This window comes from Klebsiella sp. GG_Kp175, from assembly GCF_040062325.1.
Taxonomy (GTDB): Bacteria; Pseudomonadota; Gammaproteobacteria; order Enterobacterales; family Enterobacteriaceae; genus Klebsiella; species Klebsiella quasipneumoniae.
Genome location: NZ_JBEAFX010000003.1, coordinates 346,464 through 372,504, shown reverse-complemented (window position 1 = coordinate 372,504; position 26,041 = coordinate 346,464). Strand labels below are relative to the sequence as shown.

Genomic DNA, 26,041 nt, shown 5'->3' with positions numbered 1-26,041 from the left:
TTGATAAAAATGATGGATGAGATCACATCCGCGGTTTTAAATATTGATGGCGATCACATCGACGGCAAAGTGCTGGCTGAAAATCATATAATTAATTTATTTGTTTTTCAGACTGTTATGAAGTGGTTGAGATTTAACGCTGAAATTTGACAGAGAAAAAATGAGAGGCAGAGCGAAATTTTTCAGCAGAAGTGTATTGCTGGTCACAAATATCAGCGGGTCATTTTCTTAAATTTTGACGCCGCTAACAAAAAAGGCCCGCTTGAGCGGGCCTTTTATAAAAACGTGTGCCGATTACAGGCTGGAGACGTTTTCGGTCAGGTATTTTGCCACGCCTTCCGGAGAGGCAGCCATACCTTCTTTTCCTTTTTCCCACTGCGCCGGGCAGACTTCGCCGTGCTCTTCGTGGAACTGCAGCGCGTCAACCATGCGCAGCATTTCGTCGATGTTACGGCCCAGCGGCAGGTCGTTAACCACCTGGTGGCGAACCACGCCGTTGGCGTCGATCAGGAAGGAGCCGCGCAGCGCCACGCCTTCGTCCGGATGCTCGATACCGTAAGCTTTCTGGATTTCACGTTTGATGTCGGCAACCATCGCGTATTTAACCGGGCCGATACCGCCCTGGTCTACCGGAGTATTACGCCATGCGTTGTGCACGAACTCGGAGTCGAAGGAAACGCCAACCACTTCCACGCCGCGTTTCTGGAATTCTTCGTAACGTTTGTCGAACGCGATCAGCTCAGACGGGCAAACGAAGGTAAAGTCCATCGGCCAGAAGAACAGAACGGTAGGTTTACCGTTGGTGTGCTGTTTGAAATTGAATTTCTCAACGATCTCACCATTACCCAGCACAGCGGCTGCAGTAAAATCCGGCGCTTGACGAGTGACCAGAACCATTTGATTCTCCTGTAATTACTAAGGTTATTTGGAACGCAACGCGGGCAAGTATAGAGCCTGTCCGCCAATAACACAAAGAGGCGCTGACAATCGTTCAGCCAGCTTTTACCTATCAATGTCGCAGCGATTACAGCTGTTTGTTTTTCGCCTGACGCATCATCTGCGGATAAAAGCGCCAGAACTGCCCCTCCAGCCGGTCGTAGTGAGTATCCAGATCCTGCCAGGAGTCGCGCAGCGCCTCGAGACGCGGGCGGCGGCTGGCCATGCCATTGAGCACGCGCTGAATAAAATCCATCTCCTGGTAGCGCTCCAGCCAGCGCTCCGACCAGAGGTATTGATTGAGATTGACGAAGCGGGGCGGCGAGTCGGGCAGGATCGGCACGATCTGCCGCTCGGCGTAGCGCACGAACTCGTCCAGCGGCAGGTCAGGGGAGAGTTGCGCCCAGTGCTGCGACAGGAAATGATCCCACATGACGTCGAGGGTGATGGGGGCGACGCGGCGGGTCTGCGGGCGAAACCACTCCCGCGCCTCTTTGACTTCCTCCAGGTTGTCAGTCAGCACGTCAATTCGCCGATGCATATAGATGCCATCGACGATCGCCGCCGGATAGTCGCCCTGCGGGTTGCCGCGCACAAAGTCGGCCATCAGATTGCCGGGCAGCGAACTGTCGGCGAGATGGGCCAGGTGCAGGTGGGCGAGAAAATTCATAGCGACGACATCCTTTAAATACTTTATGGCGAGCAGAGTGAGCGGTGTAGCGCTGCGCGTCGCCCTGAACGGCAGCCCCGGTGCCCGAATGGCGTGCTGTCTGGCCGCGCGCGGCCCTCTGCCACCGGTGATGCATTCGGCTGCCGCATGGCGGCATTCGGAATGATTTGGAATATAGATTATGTCATTCGTCCGGAGGGGTAAAGGTTGCAGGCAGAACGCCCCGGCACTAGACTACCCGCCTCTTTATTCAGTCTGAGTTACCGTCATGCGCGTTACCGATTTTGCTTTTGAACTACCCGAATCTCTGATCGCCCACTATCCGATGCCTGAGCGCAGCAGCTGCCGCTTACTTTCCCTGGACGGGCCGACGGGCGCGCTGACGCATGGCACCTTCACCGACATCCTCGATAAGCTCAATCCTGGCGATCTGCTGGTGTTTAACAACACCCGGGTGATCCCGGCGCGTTTGTTCGGTCGTAAGGCCAGCGGCGGCAAGATCGAAGTGCTGGTGGAGCGGATGCTGGATGATAAGCGCATCCTCGCCCATATTCGCGCCTCGAAAGCGCCGAAGCCGGGCGCCGAGCTGCTGCTGGGCGACGACGAGAGCATTCAGGCCACCATGCTGGCGCGTCACGGCGCGCTGTTTGAAGTGGAATTTAACGACGAGCGCCCGGTGCTGGAGATCCTTAACGGGATTGGCCATATGCCGCTGCCGCCCTACATTGACCGCCCGGATGAAGACGCTGACCGCGAGCTCTATCAAACCGTCTACGGCACCAGGCCGGGCGCGGTAGCCGCCCCGACCGCTGGTCTGCACTTCGACGAACCGCTGCTGGATAAACTGCGCGCCAAAGGCGTTGAGATGGCGTTTGTCACCCTGCACGTGGGCGCGGGTACCTTCCAGCCGGTGCGCGTCGACAGCATTGAAGAGCACACCATGCACTCTGAATATGCGGAAGTGCCGCAGGAGGTAGTCGATGCGGTGCTGGCGGCGAAGGCGCGCGGCAATCGCGTGATCGCGGTGGGCACCACCTCGGTACGCTCGCTGGAGAGCGCGGCGCAGGCGGCGAAAGACGCCCTGATTGCGCCGTTCTTCGACGATACGCAGATTTTCATCTATCCGGGTTATCAGTACCAGGTGATCGATGCGCTGGTAACCAACTTCCATCTCCCTGAATCCACACTGATTATGTTGGTGTCGGCGTTTGCGGGTTATCAGCACACCATGAACGCCTATAAGGTAGCGGTGGAGCAGAAATATCGCTTTTTTAGCTACGGGGATGCGATGTTTATCACGTACAATCCGCAGGCTATTTCTGAGCGTCCCTGAAGAGGCCGGCCCGCCGGCTTTTTGGACGCCATGACGCATTTTTTTAGCCACGGAATCATTCCGTGGCGAGTATGAAAACGTCGGACTGTTTTTCTGACGCAGGAGCAAGCATGAAATTTGAACTGGATACCACCGACGGTCGCGCCCGCCGCGGTCGCTTGGTGTTTGAGCGCGGCGTGGTGGAAACACCGGCCTTTATGCCCGTTGGCACCTACGGCACCGTCAAAGGGATGACGCCGGAAGAGGTGGAAGCCACCGGCGCGCAGATTATTCTCGGCAACACCTTCCACCTGTGGCTGCGCCCGGGTCAGGAGATCATGAAGCTGCACGGCGATCTGCACGATTTTATGCAGTGGAAAGGACCGATCCTGACCGACTCCGGCGGCTTCCAGGTGTTCAGCCTTGGCGATATCCGTAAGATCACCGAGCAGGGCGTGCATTTCCGCAACCCGATCAACGGCGATCCGATTTTCCTCGATCCGGAAAAATCCATGGAGATTCAGTACGATCTCGGCTCTGATATCGTGATGATCTTCGACGAATGTACGCCGTATCCAGCGGACTGGGATTACGCCAAGCGCTCAATGGAGATGTCTCTGCGCTGGGCGAAGCGCAGCCGTGACCGTTTCGATAGCCTTGGCAATAAAAATGCGCTGTTCGGCATCATTCAGGGCAGCGTTTACGAAGATTTACGTGATATCTCGGTGAAAGGTCTGGTAGAGATTGGCTTTGATGGCTACGCTGTCGGCGGTTTGGCGGTCGGCGAGCCGAAGGAAGACATGCACCGTATTCTGGAGCACGTCTGCCCGCAGATCCCGGCCGATAAACCACGATACCTGATGGGCGTCGGGAAGCCGGAAGATCTGGTGGAAGGGGTACGTCGCGGTATCGATATGTTCGACTGCGTCATGCCGACGCGCAACGCGCGTAACGGCCACCTGTTCGTCACCGACGGCGTGGTGAAAATCCGCAACGCGAAGCACAAAAGCGATACCGCGCCGCTGGACGCCGAGTGTGATTGCTATACATGTCGCAATTATTCACGCGCTTACTTGCATCACCTTGACCGTTGCAACGAAATATTGGGCGCGCGTCTCAATACCATTCATAACCTGCGCTACTATCAGCGTTTAATGGCTGGTTTACGCAAGGCTATCGAAGAGGGTAAATTAGAGAGCTTCGTGACCGATTTTTACCAACGTCAGGGGCGCACCGTGCCTCCTTTGAACGTTGATTAATTTTAATAATGAGGGAATTTCAATGAGCTTTTTTATTTCTGATGCGGTAGCGGCAACGGGTGCACCGGCGCAGGGCAGCCCGATGTCTCTGATTCTGATGCTGGTGGTGTTCGGTCTGATTTTTTACTTCATGATCCTGCGTCCACAGCAGAAGCGCACCAAGGAACATAAGAACCTGATGAACTCCATCGCCAAAGGTGATGAAGTGCTGACCAACGGCGGTCTGGTCGGTCGCGTGACCAAAGTAGCGGAAACTGGCTACATTGCTATCGCGCTGAACGATACCACTGAAGTGGTTATCAAACGTGACTTCGTTGCTGCCGTTCTGCCGAAAGGCACCATGAAGGCGCTGTAATCTAACTTTTCCCAAAGGGAACTGCCGTGTTAAACCGTTATCCTTTGTGGAAGTATGTCATGCTGGTCGTCGTCATTGTCGTCGGCCTGATCTATGCGCTTCCCAACCTGTATGGTGAGGATCCGGCTGTTCAAATCACTGGCGCGCGCGGCGTCGCCGCCAGTGAGCAAACGCTGATCCAGGTCCAGAAAACTTTACAAGAAGAAAAAATTACCGCGAAGTCTGTGGCACTGGAAGAGGGCGCTATTCTTGCGCGCTTCGACACCACTGATACCCAGCTGCGCGCGCGTGAAGCGCTGCTTACCGTGCTGGGTGACAAATACGTCGTGGCGCTAAACCTTGCTCCGGCAACCCCACGCTGGCTGGCGGCACTCTATGCCGAACCGATGAAGCTGGGTCTTGATCTGCGCGGCGGCGTGCACTTCCTGATGGAAGTCGACATGGACACCGCGTTAGGCAAACTGCAGGAACAGAACATCGACAGCCTGCGCAGCGAGCTGCGCGACAAAGGCATTCCTTACGCGACCGTGCGCAAGGAAGACAACTACGGTCTGAGCATCGTCTTCCGCGACAGCGCGGCGCGCGACCAGGCTATCTCTTATCTCAGCCCTCGCCATCGCGATCTGGTGATCTCCTCTCAGGGTGACAACAGCCTGAAAGCGGTGATGACCGATGAGCGCCTGAAAGAAGCCCGTGAGTACGCGGTTCAGCAGAACATTAACATTCTGCGTAACCGTGTGAACCAGCTGGGCGTCGCCGAACCGCTGGTTCAGCGTCAGGGCGCTGACCGCATCGTCGTTGAGCTGCCGGGTATCCAGGATACCGCGCGGGCGAAGGAGATCCTTGGCGCGACCGCGACCCTCGAGTTCCGTCTGGTCAATACCAACGTTGACCAGTCCGCCGCCGCCTCTGGCCGCGTACCGGGCGACTCGGAAGTGAAGCAGACGCGTGAAGGCCAGCCGGTGGTGCTGTACAAGCGGGTGATCCTGACCGGTGACCATATCACCGACTCGACCTCCAGCATGGATGAGTACAACCAGCCGCAGGTCAACATCTCGCTGGACAGCGCGGGCGGTAACATCATGTCCAACTTCACCAAGGACAATATCGGCAAGCCGATGGCGACCCTGTTCGTGGAGTATAAAGACAGCGGTAAGAAAGACGCCAACGGTCGGGCTATCCTGGCGAAAGAGGAAGAGGTGATTAACATCGCCAACATCCAGTCGCGTCTGGGTAACAGCTTCCGTATTACCGGTATCAGCAACCCGAACGAAGCGCGCCAGCTGTCGCTGCTGCTGCGTGCCGGCGCGTTGATTGCGCCGATTCAGATCGTCGAAGAGCGGACTATCGGCCCAACCCTTGGTATGCAGAACATCAAGCAGGGTCTGGAAGCCTGTCTGGCCGGCCTGGTGGTCTCCATCCTGTTCATGATCCTCTTCTATAAGAAGTTCGGTCTGATTGCGACCTCGGCGCTGATTGCCAACCTGGTGCTGATTGTCGGCATTATGTCCCTCATCCCGGGGGCGACGCTGACCATGCCGGGCATCGCGGGTATCGTGTTAACCCTTGCGGTGGCGGTCGATGCTAACGTTCTGATCAACGAGCGCATCAAAGAAGAGTTGAGCAACGGGCGTACCGTTCAGCAGGCGATTGACGAAGGTTATCGCGGCGCGTTCAGCTCGATCTTCGACGCCAACGTGACGACGCTTATCAAAGTGATCATCCTGTACGCGGTCGGTACCGGTGCCATTAAAGGGTTTGCGATTACTACCGGTATCGGTATCGCGACCTCAATGTTTACCGCTATCGTCGGCACCCGTGCCATCGTGAACCTGCTGTACGGCGGCAAGCGCGTTAAAAAGCTGTCTATCTGAGGAGTGCGTTGTGGCACAGGAATATACTGTTGAACAATTGAACCACGGCCGTAAAGTCTGGGACTTTATGCGCTGGGACTACTGGGCCTTCGGCATTTCAGGTTTTCTGCTGATTGTGTCGATCGCCATCATCGGCGTCCGCGGCTTTAACTGGGGTCTCGATTTCACCGGCGGTACGGTGATCGAAATTACCCTTGAGAAGCCGGTCGATCTCGACCAGATGCGCGATTCCCTGCAAAAAGCGGGCTTTGAAGAGCCGCAGGTGCAGAACTTTGGCAGCAGCCGCGACATCATGGTACGTATGCCGCCGGTGCATGACGCCAACGGCAGCCAGGAGCTGGGCAGTAAGGTCGTGACGGTGATTAACGAATCGACCAGCCAGAACGCGGCGGTGAAGCGCATTGAGTTTGTCGGCCCGAGCGTCGGTGCGGACCTTGCGCAAACCGGCGCCCTGGCGCTGATTGCCGCGCTGGTCTGTATCCTGATCTACGTCGGCTTCCGCTTCGAATGGCGTCTGGCGGCGGGGGTGGTTATCGCCCTGGCGCACGACGTGGTGATCACCATGGGCGTGCTGTCGCTGTTCCATATCGAAATCGACCTGACCATTGTGGCCTCGTTGATGTCGGTTATCGGCTACTCGCTGAACGACAGTATCGTGGTATCGGACCGTATCCGTGAAAACTTCCGTAAGATCCGCCGCGGTACGCCGTACGAGATCTTCAACGTGTCGTTGACCCAGACGCTGCACCGTACCTTGATCACCTCCGGGACCACCCTGATGGTGATCCTGATGCTGTTCCTGTTCGGCGGCCCGATTCTGGAAGGCTTCTCGCTGACCATGCTGATCGGTGTTTCCATCGGTACGGCTTCTTCTATCTACGTCGCCTCCGCGCTGGCGTTGAAGCTGGGCATGAAGCGCGAGCATCTGCTGCAGCAGAAGGTGGAAAAAGAAGGGGCGGACCAGCCGTCAATTCTGCCGTAATACGGTTCAGTTGAAATAAAGCAATCCCGGCCCAGGCGGCCGGGATTTTTTTTGCCCGCGACAAAACCTGCTGACAGTATGCTGTCAGGAGCCCTCCCATACACTCCTTTTGAACTCAATAACGAGCAGGAGGAAGTATGAATAACGTGATTAACTGGTTTGAAATTCCGGTCGCCGATATGGATCGCGCCGTCGCGTTTTATGAGCCGGTGATGCAGGTGACGCTGCGTCGCGAAACCATGGACTGCGCCGAGCTGGCGGTGTTCCCGCATCAGGACCCGGCCCCCGGCGGCGCGCTGGCCAAATTTGAGGGTATCGCGCCTTCAGCGCAGGGCGCTATTATTTACCTGCATACAGACCATCTTGCCGCCACACTCGACCGCGTCGCCTCGGCGGGTGGGGCGTGTGTTTTCGGGCCGCTGACGCTGCCGAATAATATTGGCACCATCGCGCTGTTTACTGACAGCGAGGGCAACCGCGTCGGCCTGCATCAACCGGCTTAACCTGAACTTTTTGTGAAGTGAAACATGACCCGACGCGCCGACCGTTTATTTCAGATTGTGCAGACCCTGCGCGGCAGGCGGCTCACCACCGCCTCGCTGCTGGCGGAGCGGCTGGGCGTGTCGGAGCGCACCGTGTATCGCGATATTCGCGATCTCTCCCTCTCCGGCGTGCCGGTGGAGGGGGAGGCGGGTAGCGGCTACCGGCTGCTGGCGGGCTACGATCTGCCGCCGCTAATGCTGACCACCAAAGAATCCGAAGCGCTGATCGCCGCGATCCGGCTGCTGAAAACCTGGGGCGGCGAGGCGCTGTCGCAATCGCTGGAATCCGCACAGGAGAAGATGCTGGCGATCCTGCCGGAGGCGCGCCGACGCCAGGCGGAGCAGACCCGCCTGTTTGCCCCCGATCTCGGCGCCCATCGCTATGCCAAAACCTTCTTTGACATCATTCATCAGGCGGTCTCCGGCCAGCAGGTGCTGGCGTTGCGCTATCAGGATGAGTCCGGTCGGGTGACCGAGCGCGACGTGCTGCCGCTGGGGCTGTTTTTCTGGGGGGAGCGCTGGCTGCTGGTAGCCTGGTGTGAGCTGCGCAATGATTATCGCAACTTTCGCCTCGACCGCTGTCTGGCGGTCAGGGCGACCGAGCGTCGATTCAGCGAGTGCGCCGACCGCTCGTTAAATGATTTTCTGCGCAAGGTTCGGTGCGACGTGTGGGAGAAATAAAAACGCCCGGATGGCCCGGGCGCTGTCTTGCCGTTTCAGCAATTAGAAGTTGTAACCAACCACGAAGTAACCACCCCAGCCGGTTGAGCGGACGCTGAAATCGCCATCGCCGAAGTTCAGCTTGGCATCGTCAGCCCACTGGCCGCCGTTATGGAAGTAACGGGCCACTACCGAGTAGTGCCAGTGCGCGTAGTTCAGCGCCAGGATGTGGCTGGAGGCGATGGAGTTGCTGGTGCGCGCGTGCTTCCCGTTCAGATCGTAGAAGTTGTCATCGCCGAGGTCAGAACCCCAGTCGAAGTTGGTGAAGCCGATGTAGCTCAGCGAACCGCCCCACAGGTCGGTCAGCGGCACAAAGTATTTCACTTTGAAGCGGTAGCCGTCCCACTCGTTCTCATTGGACGCGCCGTAGTTCTGCCACTGGTATTTGGCGTAGACGTTCAACGACAGGCTCATCGGCAGGCCGGTGTCGATATCGGTACCCAGACCCATATACCAGGTGCTCTGCTCCTGGGAATCATTGCGGCCCATATCGTAGATATAGTTGTTCGCGAAATACCACTCTTTGAACGGCCCGAAGCTCAGATCGGTGTTGGTCAGCTTGTCGATAGAGAAGCGCGGTTCGATCTCCATAAACAGCGGAGAACCGTTGTTCCAGATACCTTTTGCCGTGCTATTGCCGCCGAAGAACACCGGAGCATCGATATAGCCGTAAAAATCAAACCAGTCTTTTTTGGCGAACGCTTCGTATTCCAGATAGGTATCGTTACGGATCTGCGGTCCGAAACGGGTGTGGTAGCTCCCTACCACGTTAACACTCTGGTGCCACCAGTCAGACAGATACTGCGGTTTGTCGTTTTCTGCCGCGCCCGCGGTAAAAGAAGTGGAGAGCGCCACAACCGCACCCGCTGCCAGTAATGTTTTTTTCATAGTAATGCCACTGTTTAAATTGAGCCTGAAGGCGTTAAAAGAAGTGCCGAAGCGTTTCTAAATATTTCGTCTTTCTGTGGGGGTCTATTATAGGAATCATTGCTCACAAAAATACGTGTTGTTTCACATAACCAGAACATGCGTAATCGATTGCGTTCACGATTCTATGCATTTCTTGACAAAATGCTACTGAAAATCGCGATGCAGAACGATTTCTAATGAACTCTTGTGAAAAGTTGTAAGTGGAGAAGAATGACGGGGCAGGATGTCGCCGGGCAGGGGAAAGCCCGGCGCAAAGGCTTACTGTGCGGCGGCGGGCTGGATATCGTGGACGCGAATAAAACCGACTTTGTCCGGCGTCACGTTCAGGCGCAGCGGGATGTTGACATCGCTGGGTGCGAGGATGCTGGCCGGGGCGCTGATCAACTGATCCTGAACATTTACTTCCTGGTAGCTGTGGGTAGTGCCGGTGATCTGTCCGGAGGCGACGGTGGCGGTAAAGGCCGGCAGCGGATCGTTGGATTCGCCCTGAATACGTAACGTCAGGCGTGACCCGTCGCCATCCGGCGTAATGCTCGCCACCGACATGCGCAGGGTGCCGATCTGGCTCTCCAGCCGCGCCGGGGTTTTCGCCTCCGGCAGCAAATAGACGCCGCGGGTAGATTTCGCGTTCAGCGCGTTTTGCTGGGTAATTTTGATCGTTTGCTGATTGAGCTGGGTCATCTCCTGGCTCAGGGTGCTCACGCTCTGGTGCATCTGGCGGATTTCGCTTTGCTGGGCGCAGGCGGTAAGGGTAAACAGGCTGCCCGCGATGGCGAGTTTCAGGTAACGTCTTGTCATGGTCAGGATTCCGTTTGCAGAGGATGCTTAATGGTAGCCAAACCGCCTGTCTCTCCCATAGATCCTTTGTCTCAAAAGCTCTTTCTTTGTAGTCAGGTCACTTCGCGGTAAACTACCCTTCAGTTTAACTACCTGTCAGGACGCGCTATGCATTGCCCTTTCTGTTTCGCCGTGGATACCAAAGTGATTGACTCTCGTCTGGTGGGGGAAGGCTCTTCCGTGCGTCGCCGTCGGCAGTGTCTGGTCTGTAATGAGCGCTTTACCACCTTCGAAGTGGCGGAGCTGGTGATGCCCCGGGTGGTGAAGAGTAACGATGTGCGTGAACCCTTCAACGAAGACAAGCTGCGCAGTGGGATGCTGAAAGCGCTGGAGAAACGTCCGGTCAGCGCCGATGACGTCGAAATGGCGGTCAACCATATCAAAACCCATCTGCGCGGCACCGGCGAGCGCGAAGTGGCCAGCAAAATGATCGGCAATCTGGTGATGGAACAGCTGAAAAAACTGGATAAAGTCGCCTATATTCGCTTCGCGTCGGTCTATCGCAGCTTCGAAGATATCAAAGAATTCGGCGAAGAGATCGCCCGCTTACAGGACTAAGCCATGCAGGACGAAATGTACATGGCGCGTGCGCTTAAGCTCGCCGCCCGCGGTCGCTTTACCACCCATCCTAACCCTAACGTTGGCTGTGTCATTGTAAAAGACGGCGAGATCGTCGGCGAAGGGTTCCACTATCGCGCCGGCGAGCCGCACGCCGAAGTGCACGCCCTGCGGATGGCGGGGGAACAGGCGCGAGGCGCCACCGCCTATGTCACCCTTGAGCCCTGCAGCCACCACGGCCGTACGCCGCCGTGCTGCGATGCGCTGATTGCCGCCGGCATCAGCCGCGTGGTCGCCGCGATGCAGGATCCGAACCCGCAGGTGGCGGGGCGCGGCTTGTACCGTCTGCAGCAGGCCGGTATTGAAGTCAGCCACGGGCTGATGATGAACGAGGCGGAAGCGCTGAACAAGGGCTTCCTGAAGCGGATGCGCACCGGTTTTCCCTGGGTGCAGCTCAAGCTGGGTGCTTCGCTGGACGGCCGCACGGCGATGGCCAGCGGCGAAAGCCAGTGGATCACCTCCCCGCAGGCGCGACGCGACGTGCAGCGTCTGCGCGCACAGAGCCATGCCATTCTGACCAGCAGCGCCACCGTACTGGCGGACGATCCGGCGCTGACCGTGCGCTGGCAGGAGCTGAGCGCCGATACCCAGGCGCTGTATCCCCAAGAGAATTTGCGCCAGCCGCTGCGCGTCGTGATCGACAGTCAGAACCGCGTCACGCCTGAGCATCGTATTGTGCAGCAGGCGGGGGAAACGCTGTTTGCCCGCCTGGGCGCCGATGAGCGCCAGTGGCCGGACAGCGTGCGCACGCTGCTGGTTCCGGAACATAACGGCCATCTCGATCTGGTGCTGCTGATGATGCTGCTTGGCAAACAGCAGATCAACAGCGTCTGGGTGGAGGCGGGGGCCACGCTTGCCGGGGCGCTGCTGCAGGCGGGGCTGGTCGACGAGCTTATCGTCTATATTGCGCCTAAACTGTTAGGCAATGCGGCGCGTGGATTATGCGCGCTGCCGGGGCTTGAAGAACTGAGCCAGGCGCCCCATTTTAAATTCAATGAGATACGTCAGGTTGGCCCGGATGTCTGCCTGCATTTAACCACTGCGTGAGGCTTTCCTGATTATTAGGAAGCAGCGCTCAGAATAATATGATAAAATCCGCCCCCCTTGCGGGGCACATGAACCCGAAGGAAGAGTATGAACATTATTGAAGCTAACGTTGCTACCCCGGACGCTCGCGTCGCCATCACCATTGCGCGTTTCAACAACTTTATCAATGACAGCCTGCTGGAAGGTGCGATTGACGCCCTGAAACGCATTGGTCAGGTAAAAGATGAAAACATCACCGTTGTTTGGGTTCCAGGCGCGTATGAGCTGCCGCTGGCGGCTGGCGCACTGGCGAAAACCGGTAAATATGACGCGGTGATCGCGCTGGGTACGGTGATTCGCGGCGGTACCGCCCACTTTGAATATGTGGCAGGCGGTGCCAGCAATGGCCTGGCGCACGTCGCTCAGGACAGCGAAATCCCGGTAGCCTTTGGTGTTCTGACCACTGAAAGTATTGAACAAGCCATTGAGCGCGCTGGCACCAAAGCCGGTAACAAAGGCGCAGAAGCTGCGCTGACCGCGCTGGAAATGATTAACGTATTGAAAGCCATCAAGGCCTGATTTTTGTAAGGGGAATTCCGTGAAACCTGCTGCTCGTCGCCGCGCCCGTGAGTGTGCCGTTCAGGCGCTCTACTCCTGGCAGTTGTCCCAGAACGACATCGCTGATGTCGAATACCAGTTCCTGGCGGAACAGGACGTAAAAGATGTTGATGTTCTGTATTTCCGCGAACTGCTGTCCGGAGTGGCGACTAACAGCGCGTACCTCGACGGCCTGATGAAGCCCTACCTGTCCCGTCAGCTGGAAGAGCTGGGTCAGGTGGAAAAAGCGGTGCTGCGTATCGCGCTGTTTGAGCTGTCCAAACGCGATGACGTACCGTATAAAGTGGCCATCAATGAAGCTATCGAACTGGCGAAAACCTTCGGCGCTGAAGATAGCCACAAGTTCGTCAACGGTGTGCTGGACAAAGCGGCTCCGGTAATTCGTCCCCACAAGAAGTAAACTGCAGGCCGGGTTTTGCGAGGGTCGTCTCGCAACCCGGCCTTATTTATTATTTTGCTGAGGCATAACGTATGGCATGTGGCGAATTCTCCCTGATTGCCCGTTATTTTGATCGCGTTAAAAGCGCTCGTCTTGATGTCGAGACCGGTATCGGCGACGACTGCGCTCTCCTGAATATTCCCGAGAAAAAAACGCTGGCAATCAGCACCGACACTCTGGTGGCGGGCAATCACTTCTTACCCGATATCGACCCGGCCGACCTCGCCTATAAAGCCCTGGCGGTGAACCTGAGCGACCTCGCAGCGATGGGCGCGGAGCCGGCGTGGCTCACCCTGGCGCTGACCTTGCCGGAGGTGGATGAAGCCTGGCTGGAAGCCTTCAGCGACAGCCTGTTTGTCCAGCTTGACTACTACGATATGCAGCTGATTGGCGGCGACACCACCCGTGGCCCGCTCGCCATGACTCTGGGTATCCACGGCTTTGTGCCGCCTGGGCGCGCCATGAAACGTTCAGGTGCGAAGCCGGGAGACTGGATCTATGTCACCGGTACCCCGGGGGACAGCGCCGCCGGCCTGGCGCTGTTGCAGAACCGGCTGACGGTGGATACGCCGACTGACGCCGACTATTTGCTGGCCCGTCACCTGCGTCCGATGCCCCGCGTGCTGCAGGGCCAGGCGCTGCGCGACCTGGCGACGTCGGCGATCGATCTCTCCGACGGCCTGATCTCCGATCTGGGTCATATTCTCAAAGCCAGCGGCTGCGGCGCGCGCATCGATCTTGATGCCATGCCGTACTCTGACGCGATGCTAAGCCAGGTTGATTCTGAGCAGGCGCTGCGCTGGGCGCTCGCCGGTGGCGAAGATTACGAGCTGTGCTTTACCGTACCGGAGCTGAACCGTGGGGCGCTGGACGTGGCCCTTGGCCATCTTGGCGCGCGTTTTACCTGTATCGGACAGATTGCGCCGGAGAGCGAAGGTCTGCAGTTTATCCGCGACGGTAAGCCGGTCACGCTTGATTTAAAGGGATACGATCACTTTGCGTAGTCGAGACGAGGCGCTTAGCCGCCTGAGTATGCGTAATCCATGGCATCTGCTGGCGACCGGCTTTGGCAGCGGCTTAAGCCCGGTGGTGCCGGGCACGATGGGCTCGCTGGCGGCGATTCCGTTCTGGTATCTGATGACTTTTCTCCCCTGGCAGCTCTACTCGCTGGTGGTGATGATGAGCATCTGTATCGGGGTCTATCTGTGCCATCGCACGGCCAAAGATATGGGCACCCATGACCACGGCAGCATCGTCTGGGACGAGTTCGTCGGGATGTGGATCACCCTGATGGCGCTGCCGACCCTGGACTGGCAGTGGGTGGCCGCCGGCTTCGTCATTTTCCGTATCTTCGATATGTGGAAACCGTGGCCGATTCGCTGGTTTGACCGCAATATTCACGGCGGAATGGGGATCATGGTGGACGATATCGTCGCCGGCGTGATCTCCGCCGGCGTGCTGTATGTTATTGGCCATCACTGGCCCATCGGTCTGCTTTGACCGCTTCTCCCCGGCAGCGCCATGCTTTCGGGGAAATCACGCCCGTCACTTAAATCCCACCACCGGGTGCGGCTGATAGGGCGCCTCCAGTTTGTCGATCTGTTCCGGGGAGAGCGTCAAATCCACCGCCTGCAACAGATCATCGAGCTGCTCCTGACGCGACGGACCGATAATTGGCGCGGCGACGCCGGGCTTGCTTAACAGCCAGGCGAGGGCGACCTGCGCGCGACTGGCGTCGAGCTCTTCCGCCACGTCCGCGAGATTCCCGGCGATCTGCGCGTCATTCTCTTCGCTGGTGCTGTAAAGCGATTTGCCGAACTCATCCGAGACCAGCCGGGCGGTGGTCTCACCCCATGGGCGGGTCAGCCTGCCGCGCGCCAGCGGGCTCCACGGGATCACCGCCACGCCGTTACGCTGGCACAGGGGCAGCATCTCATTCTCTTCTTCCCGGTAAATCAGGTTGTAGTGATCCTGCATGGTGACGAAGCGCGCCCAGCCGTTCTGCTGCTGAAGCGCCAGCGCCTGGGCAAACTGCCGGGCATGCATGGACGAGGCGCCGATATAGCGCGCTTTGCCGGCTTTCACCACCTCGTCCAGCGCTTCGAGCGTCTCTTCAATCGGGGTGCTGTAGTCCCAGCGGTGGATCTGCAACAGGTCGACATAGTCCATACCGAGACGGCGCAGGCTGTCGTCGATAGAGCGCAGGATCTGCTCCCGGGAAAGCCCTTCCGCCAGATCGCCGACCTGGTGATAGACCTTGGTGGCGACAACCACCTCGTCGCGGCGGGCAAAGTCGCGCAGAGCGCGGCCGACGATCTCTTCGCTACTGCCGTCGGAGTAGCTGTTTGCGGTATCGAAGAAGTTGATGCCGCCTTCAATGGCGTGCTGGATGAGCGGGCGACTGCTCTCTTCCGGAAGCGTCCAGGCGTGTCTGCCGCGGTCCGGCTCGCCGAAGGTCATGCAGCCGAGGCAGAGTCGGGAAACACGTAAGGCAGTATCGCCGAGGGGGATATAGTGCATGGTGCGCTCCTGCTATTCATCAAGGGTATCCCTTAAGCATAGCAGGAGCGGGAGGGGCGATTATGCCAGCCAGTCGAGGATTTTGGCTTCAATACCGGCGGCATCGAGGCCGAGGTCGGCGCGGATCTCTTCCTGAGTGCCCTGCGGAATAAAGACGTCCGGCAGGCCAATATTGAGCACCGGTACCGCCCGGCGATGGGCCATCAGCACTTCATTCACGCCGCTGCCGGCGCCGCCCATAATGGCGTTCTCTTCCAGCGTCACCAGAACGTCGTGCTCGCCTGCCAGCTGCAGGATCAGCGCGGTATCCAGCGGCTTCACAAAGCGCATGTCCACCAGGGTGGCGTTGAGTTTGTCCGCCACCGCTGCGGCCTCCGGCAGCAGGGTGCCGAAGTTGAGGATCGCTACCTTCTCGCCCTGGCGTTTCACTACCCCTTTGCCGATCGGCAGCGATGCCAGCGGCTCCAGCGTCGCGCCGGTGCCGCTGCCGCGCGGATAGCGCACCGCGCAGGGTCCGTCGCTGTAGTGGTAGCCGGTGTACAGCATCTGGCGGCATTCATTTTCATCGCTCGGCGTCATCACCACCATATCCGGAATACAGCGCAGGAAGGAGAGATCGAACGCCCCCTGATGCGTCTGGCCGTCTGCGCCGACAATCCCGGCGCGGTCGATGGCAAACAGCACCGGCAGCTTCTGAATAGCCACATCGTGGATCACCTGATCGTAGGCTCGCTGCAGGAAGGTGGAGTAGATGGCCACCACTGGTTTGTAGTCGCCAATCGCCAGTCCGGCGGCGAAGGTGACTGCATGCTGCTCGGCGATGGCGACATCAAAGTACTGATCGGGGAATTTCTTCGAAAATTCCACCATCCCTGAACCTTCGCGCATCGCCGGGGTGATGGCCATCAGCTTGCTGTCTTTGGCCGCCGTTTCGCAAAGCCAGTCGCCGAAGATTTTCGAATAGGAAGGGAGACCGCCGCTGCTTTTGGGCAGTACGCCGCTGGTATGGTCGAACTTTGGCACCGCGTGGAAAGTGATCGGGTCTTTCTCGGCGGGCTCATAGCCGCGGCCTTTTTTGGTCATAATATGCAGGAACTGCGGGCCCTTCAGGTCGCGCATGTTCTTCAGGGTGCTGACCAGACCGAGCACATCGTGGCCATCCACCGGGCCGATGTAGTTAAAGCCCAGCTCTTCAAACAGCGTCCCAGGCACCACCATGCCTTTGATATGCTCTTCGGTCCGCTTAAGCAGCTCTTTAATCGGCGGTACGCCGGAAAAGACCTTTTTGCCGCCTTCGCGCAGGGTGGAGTAGAGCTTACCGGAGAGCAGCTGCGCCAGATGATTATTCAGCGCCCCGACGTTCTCGGAGATCGACATTTCATTGTCATTCAGCACCACCAGCAGGTCGGGTTTGATATCCCCGGCGTGGTTCATCGCCTCAAACGCCATGCCGGCGGTGATCGCCCCGTCGCCAATCACGCACACCGCGCGCCGCTGTTTATCCTCTTTCGCGGCGGCGATAGCCACCCCGATGCCAGCGGAAATGGAGGTGGAGGAGTGACCGACGCTCAGCACGTCGTACTCGCTTTCACCGCGCCACGGGAAGGGGTGCAGGCCGCCTTTCTGGCGAATGGTGCCGATTTTGTCGCGGCGGCCGGTCAGAATTTTATGCGGGTAGGCCTGGTGACCGACGTCCCAGATCAGGCGATCGAAGGGCGTGTTATAGACGTAATGCAGCGCCACGGTCAGTTCCACCGTGCCGAGGCCAGAGGCAAAGTGACCGCTGGAGCGGCTGACGCTGTCCAACAGGTAGCGCCGCAGCTCATCACACAGCTTCGGCAGGCTCTCTTTTGGCAACAGGCGCAACTCCTGGGTGGAATCTACCAGCGCCAGGGTCGGGTATTTGGCAATATCAAAACTCATCAGAGACTCATTTATTGTTTATTTATCGCGCTGAATAATGTAATTCGCGAGCGCTTCCAGTGCCGAAGTATCCAGAGATTGTGCGGCCAGTTCATCTAACGAACGGCGGGCATCAGCGATCAGGTCGTGCGCTTTCTTCCGGGCTTGCTCAAGACCCAGGAGGGCGGGATAGGTGCTTTTACCCAATTGCTGGTCGGCACCCTGACGTTTGCCAAGGGTCGCAGTATCCCCTACCACGTCGAGAATGTCATCCTGGACCTGGAAGGCCAGGCCGATATTTTCCGCATAGCGATCCAGCGCGGGCAGGGCGGCACGCCCGCGCTCGCCGGCGCTCAGCGCCCCCATGCGGACGGCGGCGCGGATTAGCGCGCCCGTTTTGTGGCGGTGGATACGTTCCAGCGCCTGCAGATTCACCTGCTGTCCTTCCGCCTGTAGATCCAGCGCCTGGCCGCCGCACATGCCCGCCACGCCGCTGGCCTGCGCCAGTTCGGAAACCATCGCCAGACGATCCCGGTCAGGGACGTCCGTCATCGGCGCATCACTGAGTATAGAGAACGCCAGCGTTTGCAGGGCATCTCCCGCAAGAATTGCGTTGGCTTCGCCAAATTTAATATGGCAGGTCGGCAGTCCGCGACGCAGATCGTCATCATCCATCGCCGGCAAATCATCATGCATCAGGGAATAAGCATGAATGCATTCGACCGCGGCGGCAGGGGCATCCAGCGTGGTGCGGCTCACGCCGAACATCTCGCCGGTAGCGTAGACAAGGAAGGGACGCAGGCGTTTACCGCCTAAGAGTGCGCCATAATGCATCGCTTCCACCAGCGGAGTGTTCTGAAAGGGCTGCGGCGCGATAAAACGGCGCAGCGCCTCGTTAGCCTGTTCCACACAGGCCTGCAATTGTTGCGGGAAATCCATTTATTCAGCGTCCGGCGTAAAAGGCGTGGTCGGGGAATCTTCACTATCCGCCAGCAGGATCTGCACGCGCTGTTCGGCCTGCTGCAGCTGGCTTTGCCCCTGGCGGGCCAGCTGGACCCCGCGCTCAAATTCGCTGAGCGCTTCTTCTAACGGCAAATCGCCGCTTTCCAGACGGTTTACGATCTGCTCCAGTTCGCCCAGTGCAGTTTCAAAGCTGGCCGGGGCCTCATTTTTCTTTGGCATAGTGAATATAGACTCTTGTTATTTCGCGACGGCAATACCGGGTATGGTAACGAAGTCACGCGTGTAAGCAAATAACGCGCAATGGTGATATACTCCGCGCCCAGGATGCAGGCACCGGTGTGCGCTGCTTTACAACTTTTGCTTAAAGCCCCGTCGGGCTTGCCAACGAACTATTGTCGCCATGAAGTTTATCATTAAATTGTTCCCGGAAATCACCATCAAAAGCCAATCTGTGCGGTTGCGCTTCATTAAAATCTTAACCGGGAACATTCGTAACGTTCTCAAAAACTATGACGAGACGCTGGCCGTCGTTCGCCATTGGGATCATATCGAAGTTCGTGCGAAAGATGAAAATCAGCGCCCGGCTATTCGCGATGCGCTGACCCGTATTCCCGGCATCCACCATATTCTGGAAGTCGAAGACGTACCGTTCACCTCGCTGCACGATATTTTTGAGCAGACGCTGCCGCTGTGGCGCGAGGCGCTGGAAGGCAAAACCTTCTGCGTGCGGGTGAAGCGTCGCGGCAAACATGAATTCACCTCAATTGAGGTGGAGCGCTACGTCGGCGGCGGCCTGAATCAGCATATTGAAACGGCGCGCGTGAAGCTGACCGACCCGGACGTTACCGTCAATCTTGAGATTGAAAATGATCGCCTGCTGCTGGTGAAAGGCCGCTATGAAGGTATCGGCGGCTTCCCGATTGGCACGCAGGAAGATGTGCTGTCGCTGATTTCCGGCGGCTTTGACTCCGGCGTCTCCAGCTACATGCTGATGCGCCGCGGCTGCCGCGTGCACTACTGCTTCTTTAACCTTGGCGGCGCCGCCCATGAGATTGGCGTCCGCCAGGTCGCGCATTACCTGTGGAACCGCTTCGGCAGCTCTCACCGCGTTCGCTTTGTGGCGATTAACTTTGAGCCGGTGGTCGGCGAAATCCTTGAAAAAGTGGATGACGGCCAGATGGGCGTGGTGCTCAAGCGCATGATGGTCCGCGCCGCGTCAAAAGTCGCGGAACGCTACGGCGTGCAGGCGCTGGTCACCGGCGAAGCGCTGGGCCAGGTCTCCAGTCAGACTCTCACCAACCTGCGCCTGATCGACAACGTCTCCGATACCCTGATCCTGCGTCCGCTGATTTCGCATGATAAAGAGCACATCATCGACCTGGCCCGCGAGATCGGTACGGAAGATTTCGCCCGCACGATGCCGGAGTACTGCGGCGTGATCTCCAAGAGCCCGACCGTGAAGGCGGTGAAGGCGAAGATTGAAGCGGAAGAAGAACACTTCGATTTCAGCATCCTCGATAAAGTGGTGGAAGAGGCGAGCAATATCGATATCCGCGAAATCGCCCAGCAGACGGAAGAGACGGTGGTGGAAGTGGAAACCGTGAACGGCTTTGGCGCCAACGACGCGATCCTCGACATTCGCTCCATCGACGAGCAGGAAGACAAACCGCTTAAGGTCGAGGGGGTTGAAGTTGTTTCTCTGCCGTTCTACAAGCTGAGCACTAAGTTTGGCGATCTCGATCAGAGTAAAACCTGGCTGCTGTGGTGCGAACGCGGAGTGATGAGCCGTCTGCAGGCGCTTTATTTGCGCGAGCAGGGCTTCAGCAACGTGAAAGTTTATCGCCCGTAACAGGTTGTTATGATGCAAAAGGCCTTCCCTGATGGAAGGCCTTTTTACTATTGGATGGGGAGTGTATTAGCGCAGGGTCAGCGCCAGGTCATTGAGTTGATCGATGACAATATTCCAGCCCTCGAAAAATCCCATCTGCTCATGCTGCTCGCGGGTTTCATCATCGGCATGCAGCACTGTGGCCGTATAGCGACACCCGCCCTGTTCATCGGCAAAAGTGATGATGGCCGTCATCGCGAAGGGGGAAACGGCGGGGCGATAATCCGCCGTCAGCATCGAGGTCATGACGATTTTTTGTTGCGGGATAACCTCAAGAAAACAGCCGGGGTTATCGCTGCGTTCACCGTCAGGGCCGTGCATCACGGTGTGAAAGGCCCCGCCGGCGCGTAAATCAAAGGTCAGAACCTCGGTTTGCCAGGGCTTCGGGCACCACCAGGTTCGGAGTAATGCCGGGTCGGCCCACGCGCGCCACAGGGCTGCGGCGGGCGCGCTGAGCAGGCGGCTGATAACAAGATCGCGAGAATCGGTTGCGCTACGGGACATGCTACGACTCCTCAGGAAAAGGGGGAGCCAGTCCGCGGCGCGGACCGGCTATCAGGCTTCGTAGTAATTATAGATGCCGGCGGCCATCACCAACTGTGAGGCGACCTCATACGCTTTCTCGCGCCCCACCAGCAGATCGATCATTTTCAGGGCGAAATCAATCGATGTCCCTGGACCCTGGCTGGTTAACAGATTCACCCGCGGATCCCAGACCACCCGCTTATCCTGCCACTGATCGGCGGGGATCTGCGCCTTCAGCGCTGGAAAACCGGTCATGTTGCCGATCGGGAACAGATGATGAGGTACCAGCACGGTCGCCGGAGCGGCGCAGATAGCGGCCACAATGCGCCCAGAGAGATGAAACTGGCGGACGGTTTCCACCAACAGCGGGCTGTCGCGAAAGCACTCCGCTCCCTTGAGGCCGCCCGGGAGGACGATAATATCGAAATCGCCATCGGCCACCTCGACCAGAGGAGCATCCGCCAGCAGCTTGACGCCGCGCGAGCAGACGATGGTCAGGCCGCCGTCGCTGGCGACGCTGGCGGTGGTCACCTTCACCCCGCCGCGGACCAGCAGGTCGATAGTGGTGACCGCTTCGGTCTCTTCGCTACCAGGGGCGAGGCAAATCAGTGCCGACGCGCTCATATTCATTCTCCTTACGCTTGACCAGTTCAAATAAGCGGGCGTTTTCCGGTACGGCAACGCCGTGGGCGCGGGCGCGGTTGAGCAGAAAACCGGTGATATAGTCGATCTCCGTGTGCCGCTGGGCGCGAACGTCCTGCAGCATGGATGAGATATTTTCTGCCGTACTTTCAATCACCTGTTCGACATAAAATAGCAGGTTTTCCGCCGAGGTATGAATACCTTCGCGCTCCATCACTGCCGCCACCTCGCGACAAATGGCCGCAACTTCCTGCGGATAGTCGCGCAGATCGCCATTTTTACACCCTTTTATCGCGGTCAGGGGGTTAATCACGCAGTTAACCGCGAGTTTGCGCCAGGTGGCCGAGAAAATATTGTTGTGCCAGGCGACATCCGGCAGCACGTTCTGCAGCACTTCAGCGAGGTAGCTGTAGTCCTGTTCGTAGCTTTTCGCCGGCCCGATATGCGTGGTGCCCTGGGCGACGTGGATGATGACATTCCCGTCGCGGCGCGCCGCCTGGGTGGTGGAGGCCAGCAGTAAAGGCTGTTTCACGCCGCGCAGCTCCTCGACGGTGCCCATGCCGTTATGCACCAGCACAATCGGCGTGGTGTCCGGCAGGATCGCGGCCAGGTGCTTCACCGCGTTTGAAACCTGCCAGGCTTTTAAAGTGACAATCAGCAGCTCGCTGCTGGCAAGAAAATCGGGATCGTTGGCCGTCAGCGACTCGTTGAACACCGAGCCGTCGGTTTCAATGACGTTGACGCTACAGAATGGCTGCGGCACGCGCAGCCAGCCCTGGACTTCATGTCCCTGTTTGCACAACGCGGTCAGCCATAGTTGTCCCAGTGCACCGCATCCCAGTACGGTTACTTTCATTGTTCCTCCTCATCTGCCGCTACCCCAGGCGCTGATGACTAAAGTCTATCTCGTCGCTTTTCGCATCGTCGCACGGAAAGGGGGTTTCGGCGTCGTCGGGCAGCATGGGGAAAATAGCGCGAGCGTTGCGTAATCAGCTAAGCTTCCGGGATAACAAGTTGAGTTATGCCGCGTTGCAGGTATTATGCAACGCAAAAGAAACGGAAGGAGAGGAAAAGATGCCATCTTTCGATATTGTCTCTGAAGTTGATCTTCAGGAAGCCCGTAACGCGGTAGACAACGCGAGCCGCGAAGTCGAGTCGCGTTTTGATTTTCGTGGCGTTGAAGCCACGTTTGAATTAAACGACGCCAACAAGACCATTAAAGTGCTGAGCGAGTCTGACTTCCAGGTGAACCAGCTGCTGGATATCCTGCGCGCCAAGCTGCTCAAGCGCGGCATTGAAGGCACCTCCCTCGACGTGCCGGAAGATATCGTACACAGCGGTAAAACCTGGTTTGTTGAAGCGAAGCTGAAGCAGGGCATTGAAAGCGCGGTGCAGAAGAAGATCGTTAAACTGATCAAAGACAGCAAGCTGAAAGTGCAGGCCCAGATTCAGGGCGAAGAGATCCGCGTGACCGGTAAGTCCCGCGACGATCTGCAGTCGGTGATGGCGCTGGTGCGCGGTGGCGATCTGGGACAACCGTTCCAGTTCAAAAACTTCCGCGACTAAGGCGGCCGACAGACAGCAAAAAGCGGGGAATTCCCCGCTTTTTTATACCCCTTTGATGAGCTGCTCTATCTCGAAGCGGTTGGTGACTTTGCTGTCGATTTTGATATACACCGAACGCTCCTCGGGCACCACCAGCGCCTGATGAACCCCGCTGGCATTCAGCAGACGCGCCTGCAGCGCGCTGTCGACCACCACGCCGTCCGGTACCTCTACCCGCAGGCTGCTGACGTAGGGCGGCTCGCTCATGGTGCTGGCCACCAGCAGCCACAGCATCGCCAGCAGGGCGCCCAGCAGAAACACGGTCTGCGAATCAAAGAAACCATCGACCCAACCGCCAAGGGCGCCGCCAATCGCCACCCCGAGGAACTGGCTGGTGGAGTAGACGCCCATCGCGGTGCCTTTGTAGCCCGCCGGCGACTCTTTGCTAATCAACGACGGCAGCAGCGCTTCCAGCAGGTTAAACGCCAGGAAGAAGAGCTGAACGCCCGCCACCAGTTCCCAGAAGTAGCCTCCTGCGCCCCAGAGGACAATCTCCGCAATCAGCAGGATGGCGACGCAGAGCAAAAAGACGCGCTTCATCTTACGCTTCACTTCGGCGTAGATGATAAACGGCACCACCGAGATGAAGGAGATAACCATGGTGACCAGGTAAATCTTCCAGTGCTCGGCGGCCGGGAAGCCGGCGGCCTCCAGCTGTCCGGGCAGCGCGACAAAAGTGGACATCAGCATGATGTGCAGGCACATGATGCCAAAGTTGAGCTTCAACAGGCGCGGCTCCGCCAGCACCTTGCTAAAGCAGCCCTTCACCATCCCGGATTCGCGGTTAAGCACGTGGTTCTGGCTGTTGGGAACCACCCACAGGGTGAGCAGAATGCCGACGGTCGCCAGGATGGCGATCATCCAGAACAGGGCGTGCAGACCCAGCTGATGGGTAATAATCGGCCCCAGCACCATGGCGATAGCGAAAGTGACGCCGAAGCTGACGCCAATAAACGCCATCGCTTTAGTGCGGTTCTGTTCGCGGGTGAGATCGGAGAGCAGGGCCATGACCGCGGCGGCGATGGCGCCGGAGCCCTGAAGGGCACGGCCAAGAATGATGCCCCAGATGGAGTCGGTGAGCGCGGCGATGACGCTGCCGAGCACGAAAATAAGCAGGCCGCCGACGATCAACGGCTTACGGCCAATACGGTCAGATAACAGTCCGAAGGGGATCTGGAACACCGCCTGCGCCAGACCGTAGATGCCGATCGCCAGGCCAATCAGCGCTTCACTGGCGCCCTGCAATGCCATGCCATACGTGGTCAGAACCGGCAGGACCATAAACATGCCAAGCATGCGCAGGGAGAATACCGTCCCCAAACCCCAGGTCGCGCGCAGTTCCCCTGGCGTCATTTTGTTATCGTTCATTACCACCTCAATATAAAAACTGCGCCTAGTGTAGCGGCGGGGGGTAAGAAGCGTAAATAAATGTTTGTTTAACAGATATTACGGGGCTGTTGCGCGATGCGGCAAGTTGGTAAAAATCAATAAACCAGTGGAGGAGGACTCCACTGGCGAGGGGGAAAATTAAGGTAAAGTAAAGTCAACCCACTGGCTGCCGGCATCAGCCGATTTGACGCATTGCTCGACCCAATAGACGCCGTGCAGACCGGCTTCGACGTCCGGATACCAGAAGTCTTGCAGGAAGGCGCGATCGTCACGGTCCGTAGCGTCAATCGCCTGCGCATAGCGGCGATAGAGGTTGGCCCAGGCTTCAAACAGCCCTTCCGGATGACCGCCGCCGATGCGATCGTCCGCCAGCGCGTTTGCGCTCAGGTAGGGCATCCCGCGTTCCAGAATGCGCGCCGGCTCGCCCTGCACCTCATAGCTGAGCTGGTTAGGATGCTCATCCCACCATTCGATACTCGCTTTTTCGCCGACGATGCGTACTTTTTGCGAGTGCATGGCGCCGCTGTTCACCGCGCTGGTCCACATCGAGCCAACCGCGCCGTTGTCATATTCCATCAGGACAAAGGCGTTATCTTCCAGCGGCGCGCGAGAGGGAACAAAGCTCTGGCGGGAGCACATCAGCCGTTTGATATTGAGCTGTGGCGCCATGGTTTCGGCGACAAACAGCGGATGGGTGGCCAAATCTCCCAGCACATAGCTGGGCCCGGCGAACTTCGGCGTCACGCGCCAGCGGGTAGATTCTGCCTGCAGCTCGACGGCCTGGTTATGAAAGCCGTGGGCGAACTGCATATTGACGATGCGGATCTCGCCGAGCAGCCCATCGGCAATCATCTGCCGCGCCTGCTGGATCATCTGATAGCCGGCATAGCCGTAGGTGACGCCGACGATTTTGTTCTGTTTTTTACTCAGGTCCACCAGTTCGCGCGCCTCTTCGGCGGTAAAACAGAGGGGCTTTTCACAGATGACGTGGAGGCCCGCTTCCAGCGCCGCTTTGGTGATGGCGAAATGGGTATTATTCGGGGTGGTGACCGAGACGACCTCGATCCCGTCAGGGCGCTGCGCCTCTTCACGAAACAGGGTCTGGTAGTCGGCGTAGCAGCGCTCCGGCGCGATGCCCAGTTGCTCACCGAACGCGCGCCCGCGCTCGGCATCGACGTCAAGCGCGCCGGCCAGTAGGGTGTAAACATTGTCACGCAGCGCCGCACAGCGGTGGCTGTAGCCGATCTGGCTGGTTCCCCCGCCGCCGATCATGCCCCAACGCAGGGAACGGGATAAGGGTTTCAGACCGTTTAACATGGTGCTCTCCTTTTTGAAATCATTCGCACTCTGAGGCGCTCAATGCCGACGCCTGCGGCAACGCGCATCCGGATAGACTGACCTAAACTTAAGGAAATGTTTGTTCTGTTTCAATTGTATTGTGGAATTTATTTTTCATATATGCGAAGGGGATCGAATAAGCAGAAGTTTA

29 protein-coding genes and 1 pseudogene are annotated in these 26,041 nt (G+C 58.1%); 17 read left to right on the top strand and 13 right to left on the bottom strand.

Annotation, left to right across the window (positions count from 1 at the left end):
• Window positions 1-3 precede the first annotated feature (3 nt).
• Window positions 4-150: a hypothetical protein gene (locus ABLU73_RS07755; protein WP_032446996.1), complete on the top strand. Its 147-nt coding sequence runs from the start codon at window positions 4-6 to the stop codon at window positions 148-150.
• 144 nt (window positions 151-294) lie between these two features.
• Here ABLU73_RS07755 and ABLU73_RS07750 read toward each other — a convergent pair whose 3' ends face one another.
• Both ABLU73_RS07750 and acpH read right to left on the bottom strand, forming a co-directional pair.
• A complete protein-coding gene (locus ABLU73_RS07750) occupies window positions 295-897 on the bottom strand; it encodes a peroxiredoxin (RefSeq protein WP_004178733.1) in 603 nt (200 codons plus the stop codon).
• A 127-nt stretch (window positions 898-1,024) separates the two neighbouring features.
• Window positions 1,025-1,606 (bottom strand): ACP phosphodiesterase, encoded by a 582-nt coding sequence (acpH, locus tag ABLU73_RS07745; RefSeq protein WP_114506130.1) that lies wholly within the window; start codon window positions 1,604-1,606, stop codon window positions 1,025-1,027.
• A gap of 88 nt (window positions 1,607-1,694) precedes the next feature.
• On the opposite strand from acpH, the pseudogene ABLU73_RS07740 reads away from it, so the two are divergent.
• From ABLU73_RS07740 to ABLU73_RS07705, 8 genes and pseudogenes are all read left to right on the top strand, one after another.
• Window positions 1,695-1,810, top strand: a pseudogene (locus tag ABLU73_RS07740) (hypothetical protein).
• Between the two features lie 64 nt (window positions 1,811-1,874).
• Window positions 1,875-2,939, top strand: coding sequence for a tRNA preQ1(34) S-adenosylmethionine ribosyltransferase-isomerase QueA (gene queA / locus ABLU73_RS07735; protein WP_004204841.1), 1,065 nt, complete (start codon window positions 1,875-1,877; stop codon window positions 2,937-2,939).
• A 110-nt stretch (window positions 2,940-3,049) separates the two neighbouring features.
• Window positions 3,050-4,177 (top strand): tRNA guanosine(34) transglycosylase Tgt, encoded by a 1,128-nt coding sequence (gene tgt / locus ABLU73_RS07730; protein WP_002890395.1) that lies wholly within the window; start codon window positions 3,050-3,052, stop codon window positions 4,175-4,177.
• 22 nt (window positions 4,178-4,199) lie between these two features.
• Complete coding sequence (gene yajC, locus ABLU73_RS07725; RefSeq protein WP_002890398.1) at window positions 4,200-4,532, top strand: preprotein translocase subunit YajC; 333 nt, start codon at window positions 4,200-4,202, stop codon at window positions 4,530-4,532.
• A 26-nt stretch (window positions 4,533-4,558) separates the two neighbouring features.
• Window positions 4,559-6,406: a protein translocase subunit SecD gene (secD, locus tag ABLU73_RS07720; protein ID WP_004204840.1), complete on the top strand. Its 1,848-nt coding sequence runs from the start codon at window positions 4,559-4,561 to the stop codon at window positions 6,404-6,406.
• A gap of 10 nt (window positions 6,407-6,416) precedes the next feature.
• A complete protein-coding gene (gene secF / locus ABLU73_RS07715) occupies window positions 6,417-7,388 on the top strand; it encodes a protein translocase subunit SecF (RefSeq protein ID WP_004204839.1) in 972 nt (323 codons plus the stop codon).
• A 137-nt stretch (window positions 7,389-7,525) separates the two neighbouring features.
• Window positions 7,526-7,891: a VOC family protein gene (locus ABLU73_RS07710; protein ID WP_004204838.1), complete on the top strand. Its 366-nt coding sequence runs from the start codon at window positions 7,526-7,528 to the stop codon at window positions 7,889-7,891.
• Window positions 7,892-7,915: 24 nt separating this feature from the next.
• Window positions 7,916-8,611: a YafY family protein gene (locus ABLU73_RS07705; RefSeq protein WP_348850113.1), complete on the top strand. Its 696-nt coding sequence runs from the start codon at window positions 7,916-7,918 to the stop codon at window positions 8,609-8,611.
• A gap of 42 nt (window positions 8,612-8,653) precedes the next feature.
• Here ABLU73_RS07705 and ABLU73_RS07700 read toward each other — a convergent pair whose 3' ends face one another.
• Both ABLU73_RS07700 and ABLU73_RS07695 read right to left on the bottom strand, forming a co-directional pair.
• A complete protein-coding gene (locus ABLU73_RS07700; RefSeq protein WP_004204836.1) occupies window positions 8,654-9,538 on the bottom strand; it encodes a nucleoside-specific channel-forming protein Tsx in 885 nt (294 codons plus the stop codon).
• A 300-nt stretch (window positions 9,539-9,838) separates the two neighbouring features.
• Complete coding sequence (locus ABLU73_RS07695) at window positions 9,839-10,378, bottom strand: DUF3251 domain-containing protein (RefSeq protein WP_004204835.1); 540 nt, start codon at window positions 10,376-10,378, stop codon at window positions 9,839-9,841.
• A gap of 147 nt (window positions 10,379-10,525) precedes the next feature.
• On the opposite strand from ABLU73_RS07695, the gene nrdR reads away from it, so the two are divergent.
• The 6 genes from nrdR to pgpA all read left to right on the top strand — a co-directional run bounded on the left by nrdR (window position 10,526) and on the right by pgpA (window position 14,618).
• Window positions 10,526-10,975, top strand: coding sequence for a transcriptional regulator NrdR (nrdR, locus tag ABLU73_RS07690; protein WP_002890417.1), 450 nt, complete (start codon window positions 10,526-10,528; stop codon window positions 10,973-10,975).
• 3 nt (window positions 10,976-10,978) lie between these two features.
• On the top strand, window positions 10,979-12,082 hold the full coding sequence (gene ribD / locus ABLU73_RS07685; RefSeq protein WP_004204834.1) for a bifunctional diaminohydroxyphosphoribosylaminopyrimidine deaminase/5-amino-6-(5-phosphoribosylamino)uracil reductase RibD: 1,104 nt from the start codon (window positions 10,979-10,981) through the stop codon (window positions 12,080-12,082).
• A gap of 87 nt (window positions 12,083-12,169) precedes the next feature.
• Window positions 12,170-12,640 carry a 6,7-dimethyl-8-ribityllumazine synthase gene (ribE, locus tag ABLU73_RS07680; RefSeq protein ID WP_001021161.1) on the top strand — a complete coding sequence of 157 codons (471 nt, stop codon included), beginning with the start codon at window positions 12,170-12,172 and terminating at the stop codon, window positions 12,638-12,640.
• Between the two features lie 19 nt (window positions 12,641-12,659).
• A complete protein-coding gene (gene nusB, locus ABLU73_RS07675; protein ID WP_004204833.1) occupies window positions 12,660-13,079 on the top strand; it encodes a transcription antitermination factor NusB in 420 nt (139 codons plus the stop codon).
• A gap of 71 nt (window positions 13,080-13,150) precedes the next feature.
• On the top strand, window positions 13,151-14,122 hold the full coding sequence (thiL, locus tag ABLU73_RS07670) for a thiamine-phosphate kinase (RefSeq protein WP_023319837.1): 972 nt from the start codon (window positions 13,151-13,153) through the stop codon (window positions 14,120-14,122).
• On the top strand, window positions 14,115-14,618 hold the full coding sequence (gene pgpA, locus ABLU73_RS07665; protein ID WP_004177266.1) for a phosphatidylglycerophosphatase A: 504 nt from the start codon (window positions 14,115-14,117) through the stop codon (window positions 14,616-14,618). Before thiL ends, pgpA begins: the two co-directional genes overlap by 8 nt.
• A gap of 45 nt (window positions 14,619-14,663) precedes the next feature.
• Here the strand turns inward: pgpA and ABLU73_RS07660 are convergent, their stop codons facing one another.
• From ABLU73_RS07660 to xseB, 4 genes are read right to left on the bottom strand one after another with little or no spacing between them, the layout of a single operon-like run.
• Window positions 14,664-15,638, bottom strand: coding sequence for an aldo/keto reductase (locus ABLU73_RS07660; RefSeq protein ID WP_048294247.1), 975 nt, complete (start codon window positions 15,636-15,638; stop codon window positions 14,664-14,666).
• A gap of 60 nt (window positions 15,639-15,698) precedes the next feature.
• Entirely contained in the window at window positions 15,699-17,561 is a 1,863-nt protein-coding gene (dxs, locus tag ABLU73_RS07655; RefSeq protein WP_004204827.1) for a 1-deoxy-D-xylulose-5-phosphate synthase, read from the bottom strand.
• A gap of 18 nt (window positions 17,562-17,579) precedes the next feature.
• The gene (gene ispA / locus ABLU73_RS07650) at window positions 17,580-18,479 is read right to left on the bottom strand and encodes a (2E,6E)-farnesyl diphosphate synthase (protein WP_004204826.1); all 900 of its coding nucleotides are present in this window, start codon (window positions 18,477-18,479) and stop codon (window positions 17,580-17,582) included.
• On the bottom strand, window positions 18,480-18,722 hold the full coding sequence (xseB, locus tag ABLU73_RS07645) for an exodeoxyribonuclease VII small subunit (protein ID WP_004204824.1): 243 nt from the start codon (window positions 18,720-18,722) through the stop codon (window positions 18,480-18,482).
• Between the two features lie 181 nt (window positions 18,723-18,903).
• On the opposite strand from xseB, the gene thiI reads away from it, so the two are divergent.
• Window positions 18,904-20,352: a tRNA uracil 4-sulfurtransferase ThiI gene (gene thiI, locus ABLU73_RS07640; protein WP_004204823.1), complete on the top strand. Its 1,449-nt coding sequence runs from the start codon at window positions 18,904-18,906 to the stop codon at window positions 20,350-20,352.
• Window positions 20,353-20,418: 66 nt separating this feature from the next.
• Here thiI and ABLU73_RS07635 read toward each other — a convergent pair whose 3' ends face one another.
• From ABLU73_RS07635 to panE, 3 genes are read right to left on the bottom strand one after another with little or no spacing between them, the layout of a single operon-like run.
• Window positions 20,419-20,895 (bottom strand): SRPBCC family protein, encoded by a 477-nt coding sequence (locus tag ABLU73_RS07635; RefSeq protein WP_135730500.1) that lies wholly within the window; start codon window positions 20,893-20,895, stop codon window positions 20,419-20,421.
• A 51-nt stretch (window positions 20,896-20,946) separates the two neighbouring features.
• Window positions 20,947-21,540 (bottom strand): protein deglycase YajL, encoded by a 594-nt coding sequence (gene yajL / locus ABLU73_RS07630; protein ID WP_004204820.1) that lies wholly within the window; start codon window positions 21,538-21,540, stop codon window positions 20,947-20,949.
• Window positions 21,503-22,414: a 2-dehydropantoate 2-reductase gene (panE, locus tag ABLU73_RS07625; RefSeq protein WP_057213653.1), complete on the bottom strand. Its 912-nt coding sequence runs from the start codon at window positions 22,412-22,414 to the stop codon at window positions 21,503-21,505. Before panE ends, yajL begins: the two co-directional genes overlap by 38 nt.
• Window positions 22,415-22,632: 218 nt before the next feature.
• Here panE and ABLU73_RS07620 point away from each other — a divergent pair, with 218 nt between their 5' ends.
• Window positions 22,633-23,124: a YajQ family cyclic di-GMP-binding protein gene (locus tag ABLU73_RS07620; RefSeq protein WP_002891465.1), complete on the top strand. Its 492-nt coding sequence runs from the start codon at window positions 22,633-22,635 to the stop codon at window positions 23,122-23,124.
• 42 nt (window positions 23,125-23,166) lie between these two features.
• Here the strand turns inward: ABLU73_RS07620 and ABLU73_RS07615 are convergent, their stop codons facing one another.
• Together ABLU73_RS07615 and ABLU73_RS07610 are read right to left on the bottom strand one after the other, a co-directional pair.
• The gene (locus ABLU73_RS07615; protein WP_004204817.1) at window positions 23,167-24,531 is read right to left on the bottom strand and encodes an MFS transporter; all 1,365 of its coding nucleotides are present in this window, start codon (window positions 24,529-24,531) and stop codon (window positions 23,167-23,169) included.
• A gap of 159 nt (window positions 24,532-24,690) precedes the next feature.
• On the bottom strand, window positions 24,691-25,869 hold the full coding sequence (locus ABLU73_RS07610) for a Gfo/Idh/MocA family oxidoreductase (RefSeq protein WP_135730501.1): 1,179 nt from the start codon (window positions 25,867-25,869) through the stop codon (window positions 24,691-24,693).
• Window positions 25,870-26,041: the final 172 nt, after the last annotated feature.

Coding starts and splice junctions, on each gene's coding strand:
- ABLU73_RS07750 (WP_004178733.1), bottom strand. CDS start 897: ATGGTTCTGGTCACTCGTCAAGCGCCGGATTTTACTGCAGCCGCTGTG.
- acpH (WP_114506130.1), bottom strand. CDS start 1,606: ATGAATTTTCTCGCCCACCTGCACCTGGCCCATCTCGCCGACAGTTCG.
- queA (WP_004204841.1), top strand. CDS start 1,875: ATGCGCGTTACCGATTTTGCTTTTGAACTACCCGAATCTCTGATCGCC.
- tgt (WP_002890395.1), top strand. CDS start 3,050: ATGAAATTTGAACTGGATACCACCGACGGTCGCGCCCGCCGCGGTCGC.
- yajC (WP_002890398.1), top strand. CDS start 4,200: ATGAGCTTTTTTATTTCTGATGCGGTAGCGGCAACGGGTGCACCGGCG.
- ABLU73_RS07710 (WP_004204838.1), top strand. CDS start 7,526: ATGAATAACGTGATTAACTGGTTTGAAATTCCGGTCGCCGATATGGAT.
- ABLU73_RS07705 (WP_348850113.1), top strand. CDS start 7,916: ATGACCCGACGCGCCGACCGTTTATTTCAGATTGTGCAGACCCTGCGC.
- ABLU73_RS07700 (WP_004204836.1), bottom strand. CDS start 9,538: ATGAAAAAAACATTACTGGCAGCGGGTGCGGTTGTGGCGCTCTCCACT.
- ABLU73_RS07695 (WP_004204835.1), bottom strand. CDS start 10,378: ATGACAAGACGTTACCTGAAACTCGCCATCGCGGGCAGCCTGTTTACC.
- nrdR (WP_002890417.1), top strand. CDS start 10,526: ATGCATTGCCCTTTCTGTTTCGCCGTGGATACCAAAGTGATTGACTCT.
- ribD (WP_004204834.1), top strand. CDS start 10,979: ATGCAGGACGAAATGTACATGGCGCGTGCGCTTAAGCTCGCCGCCCGC.
- ribE (WP_001021161.1), top strand. CDS start 12,170: ATGAACATTATTGAAGCTAACGTTGCTACCCCGGACGCTCGCGTCGCC.
- thiL (WP_023319837.1), top strand. CDS start 13,151: ATGGCATGTGGCGAATTCTCCCTGATTGCCCGTTATTTTGATCGCGTT.
- ABLU73_RS07660 (WP_048294247.1), bottom strand. CDS start 15,638: ATGCACTATATCCCCCTCGGCGATACTGCCTTACGTGTTTCCCGACTC.
- dxs (WP_004204827.1), bottom strand. CDS start 17,561: ATGAGTTTTGATATTGCCAAATACCCGACCCTGGCGCTGGTAGATTCC.
- ispA (WP_004204826.1), bottom strand. CDS start 18,479: ATGGATTTCCCGCAACAATTGCAGGCCTGTGTGGAACAGGCTAACGAG.
- xseB (WP_004204824.1), bottom strand. CDS start 18,722: ATGCCAAAGAAAAATGAGGCCCCGGCCAGCTTTGAAACTGCACTGGGC.
- thiI (WP_004204823.1), top strand. CDS start 18,904: ATGAAGTTTATCATTAAATTGTTCCCGGAAATCACCATCAAAAGCCAA.
- ABLU73_RS07635 (WP_135730500.1), bottom strand. CDS start 20,895: ATGTCCCGTAGCGCAACCGATTCTCGCGATCTTGTTATCAGCCGCCTG.
- yajL (WP_004204820.1), bottom strand. CDS start 21,540: ATGAGCGCGTCGGCACTGATTTGCCTCGCCCCTGGTAGCGAAGAGACC.
- panE (WP_057213653.1), bottom strand. CDS start 22,414: ATGAAAGTAACCGTACTGGGATGCGGTGCACTGGGACAACTATGGCTG.
- ABLU73_RS07620 (WP_002891465.1), top strand. CDS start 22,633: ATGCCATCTTTCGATATTGTCTCTGAAGTTGATCTTCAGGAAGCCCGT.
- ABLU73_RS07615 (WP_004204817.1), bottom strand. CDS start 24,531: ATGAACGATAACAAAATGACGCCAGGGGAACTGCGCGCGACCTGGGGT.
- ABLU73_RS07610 (WP_135730501.1), bottom strand. CDS start 25,869: ATGTTAAACGGTCTGAAACCCTTATCCCGTTCCCTGCGTTGGGGCATG.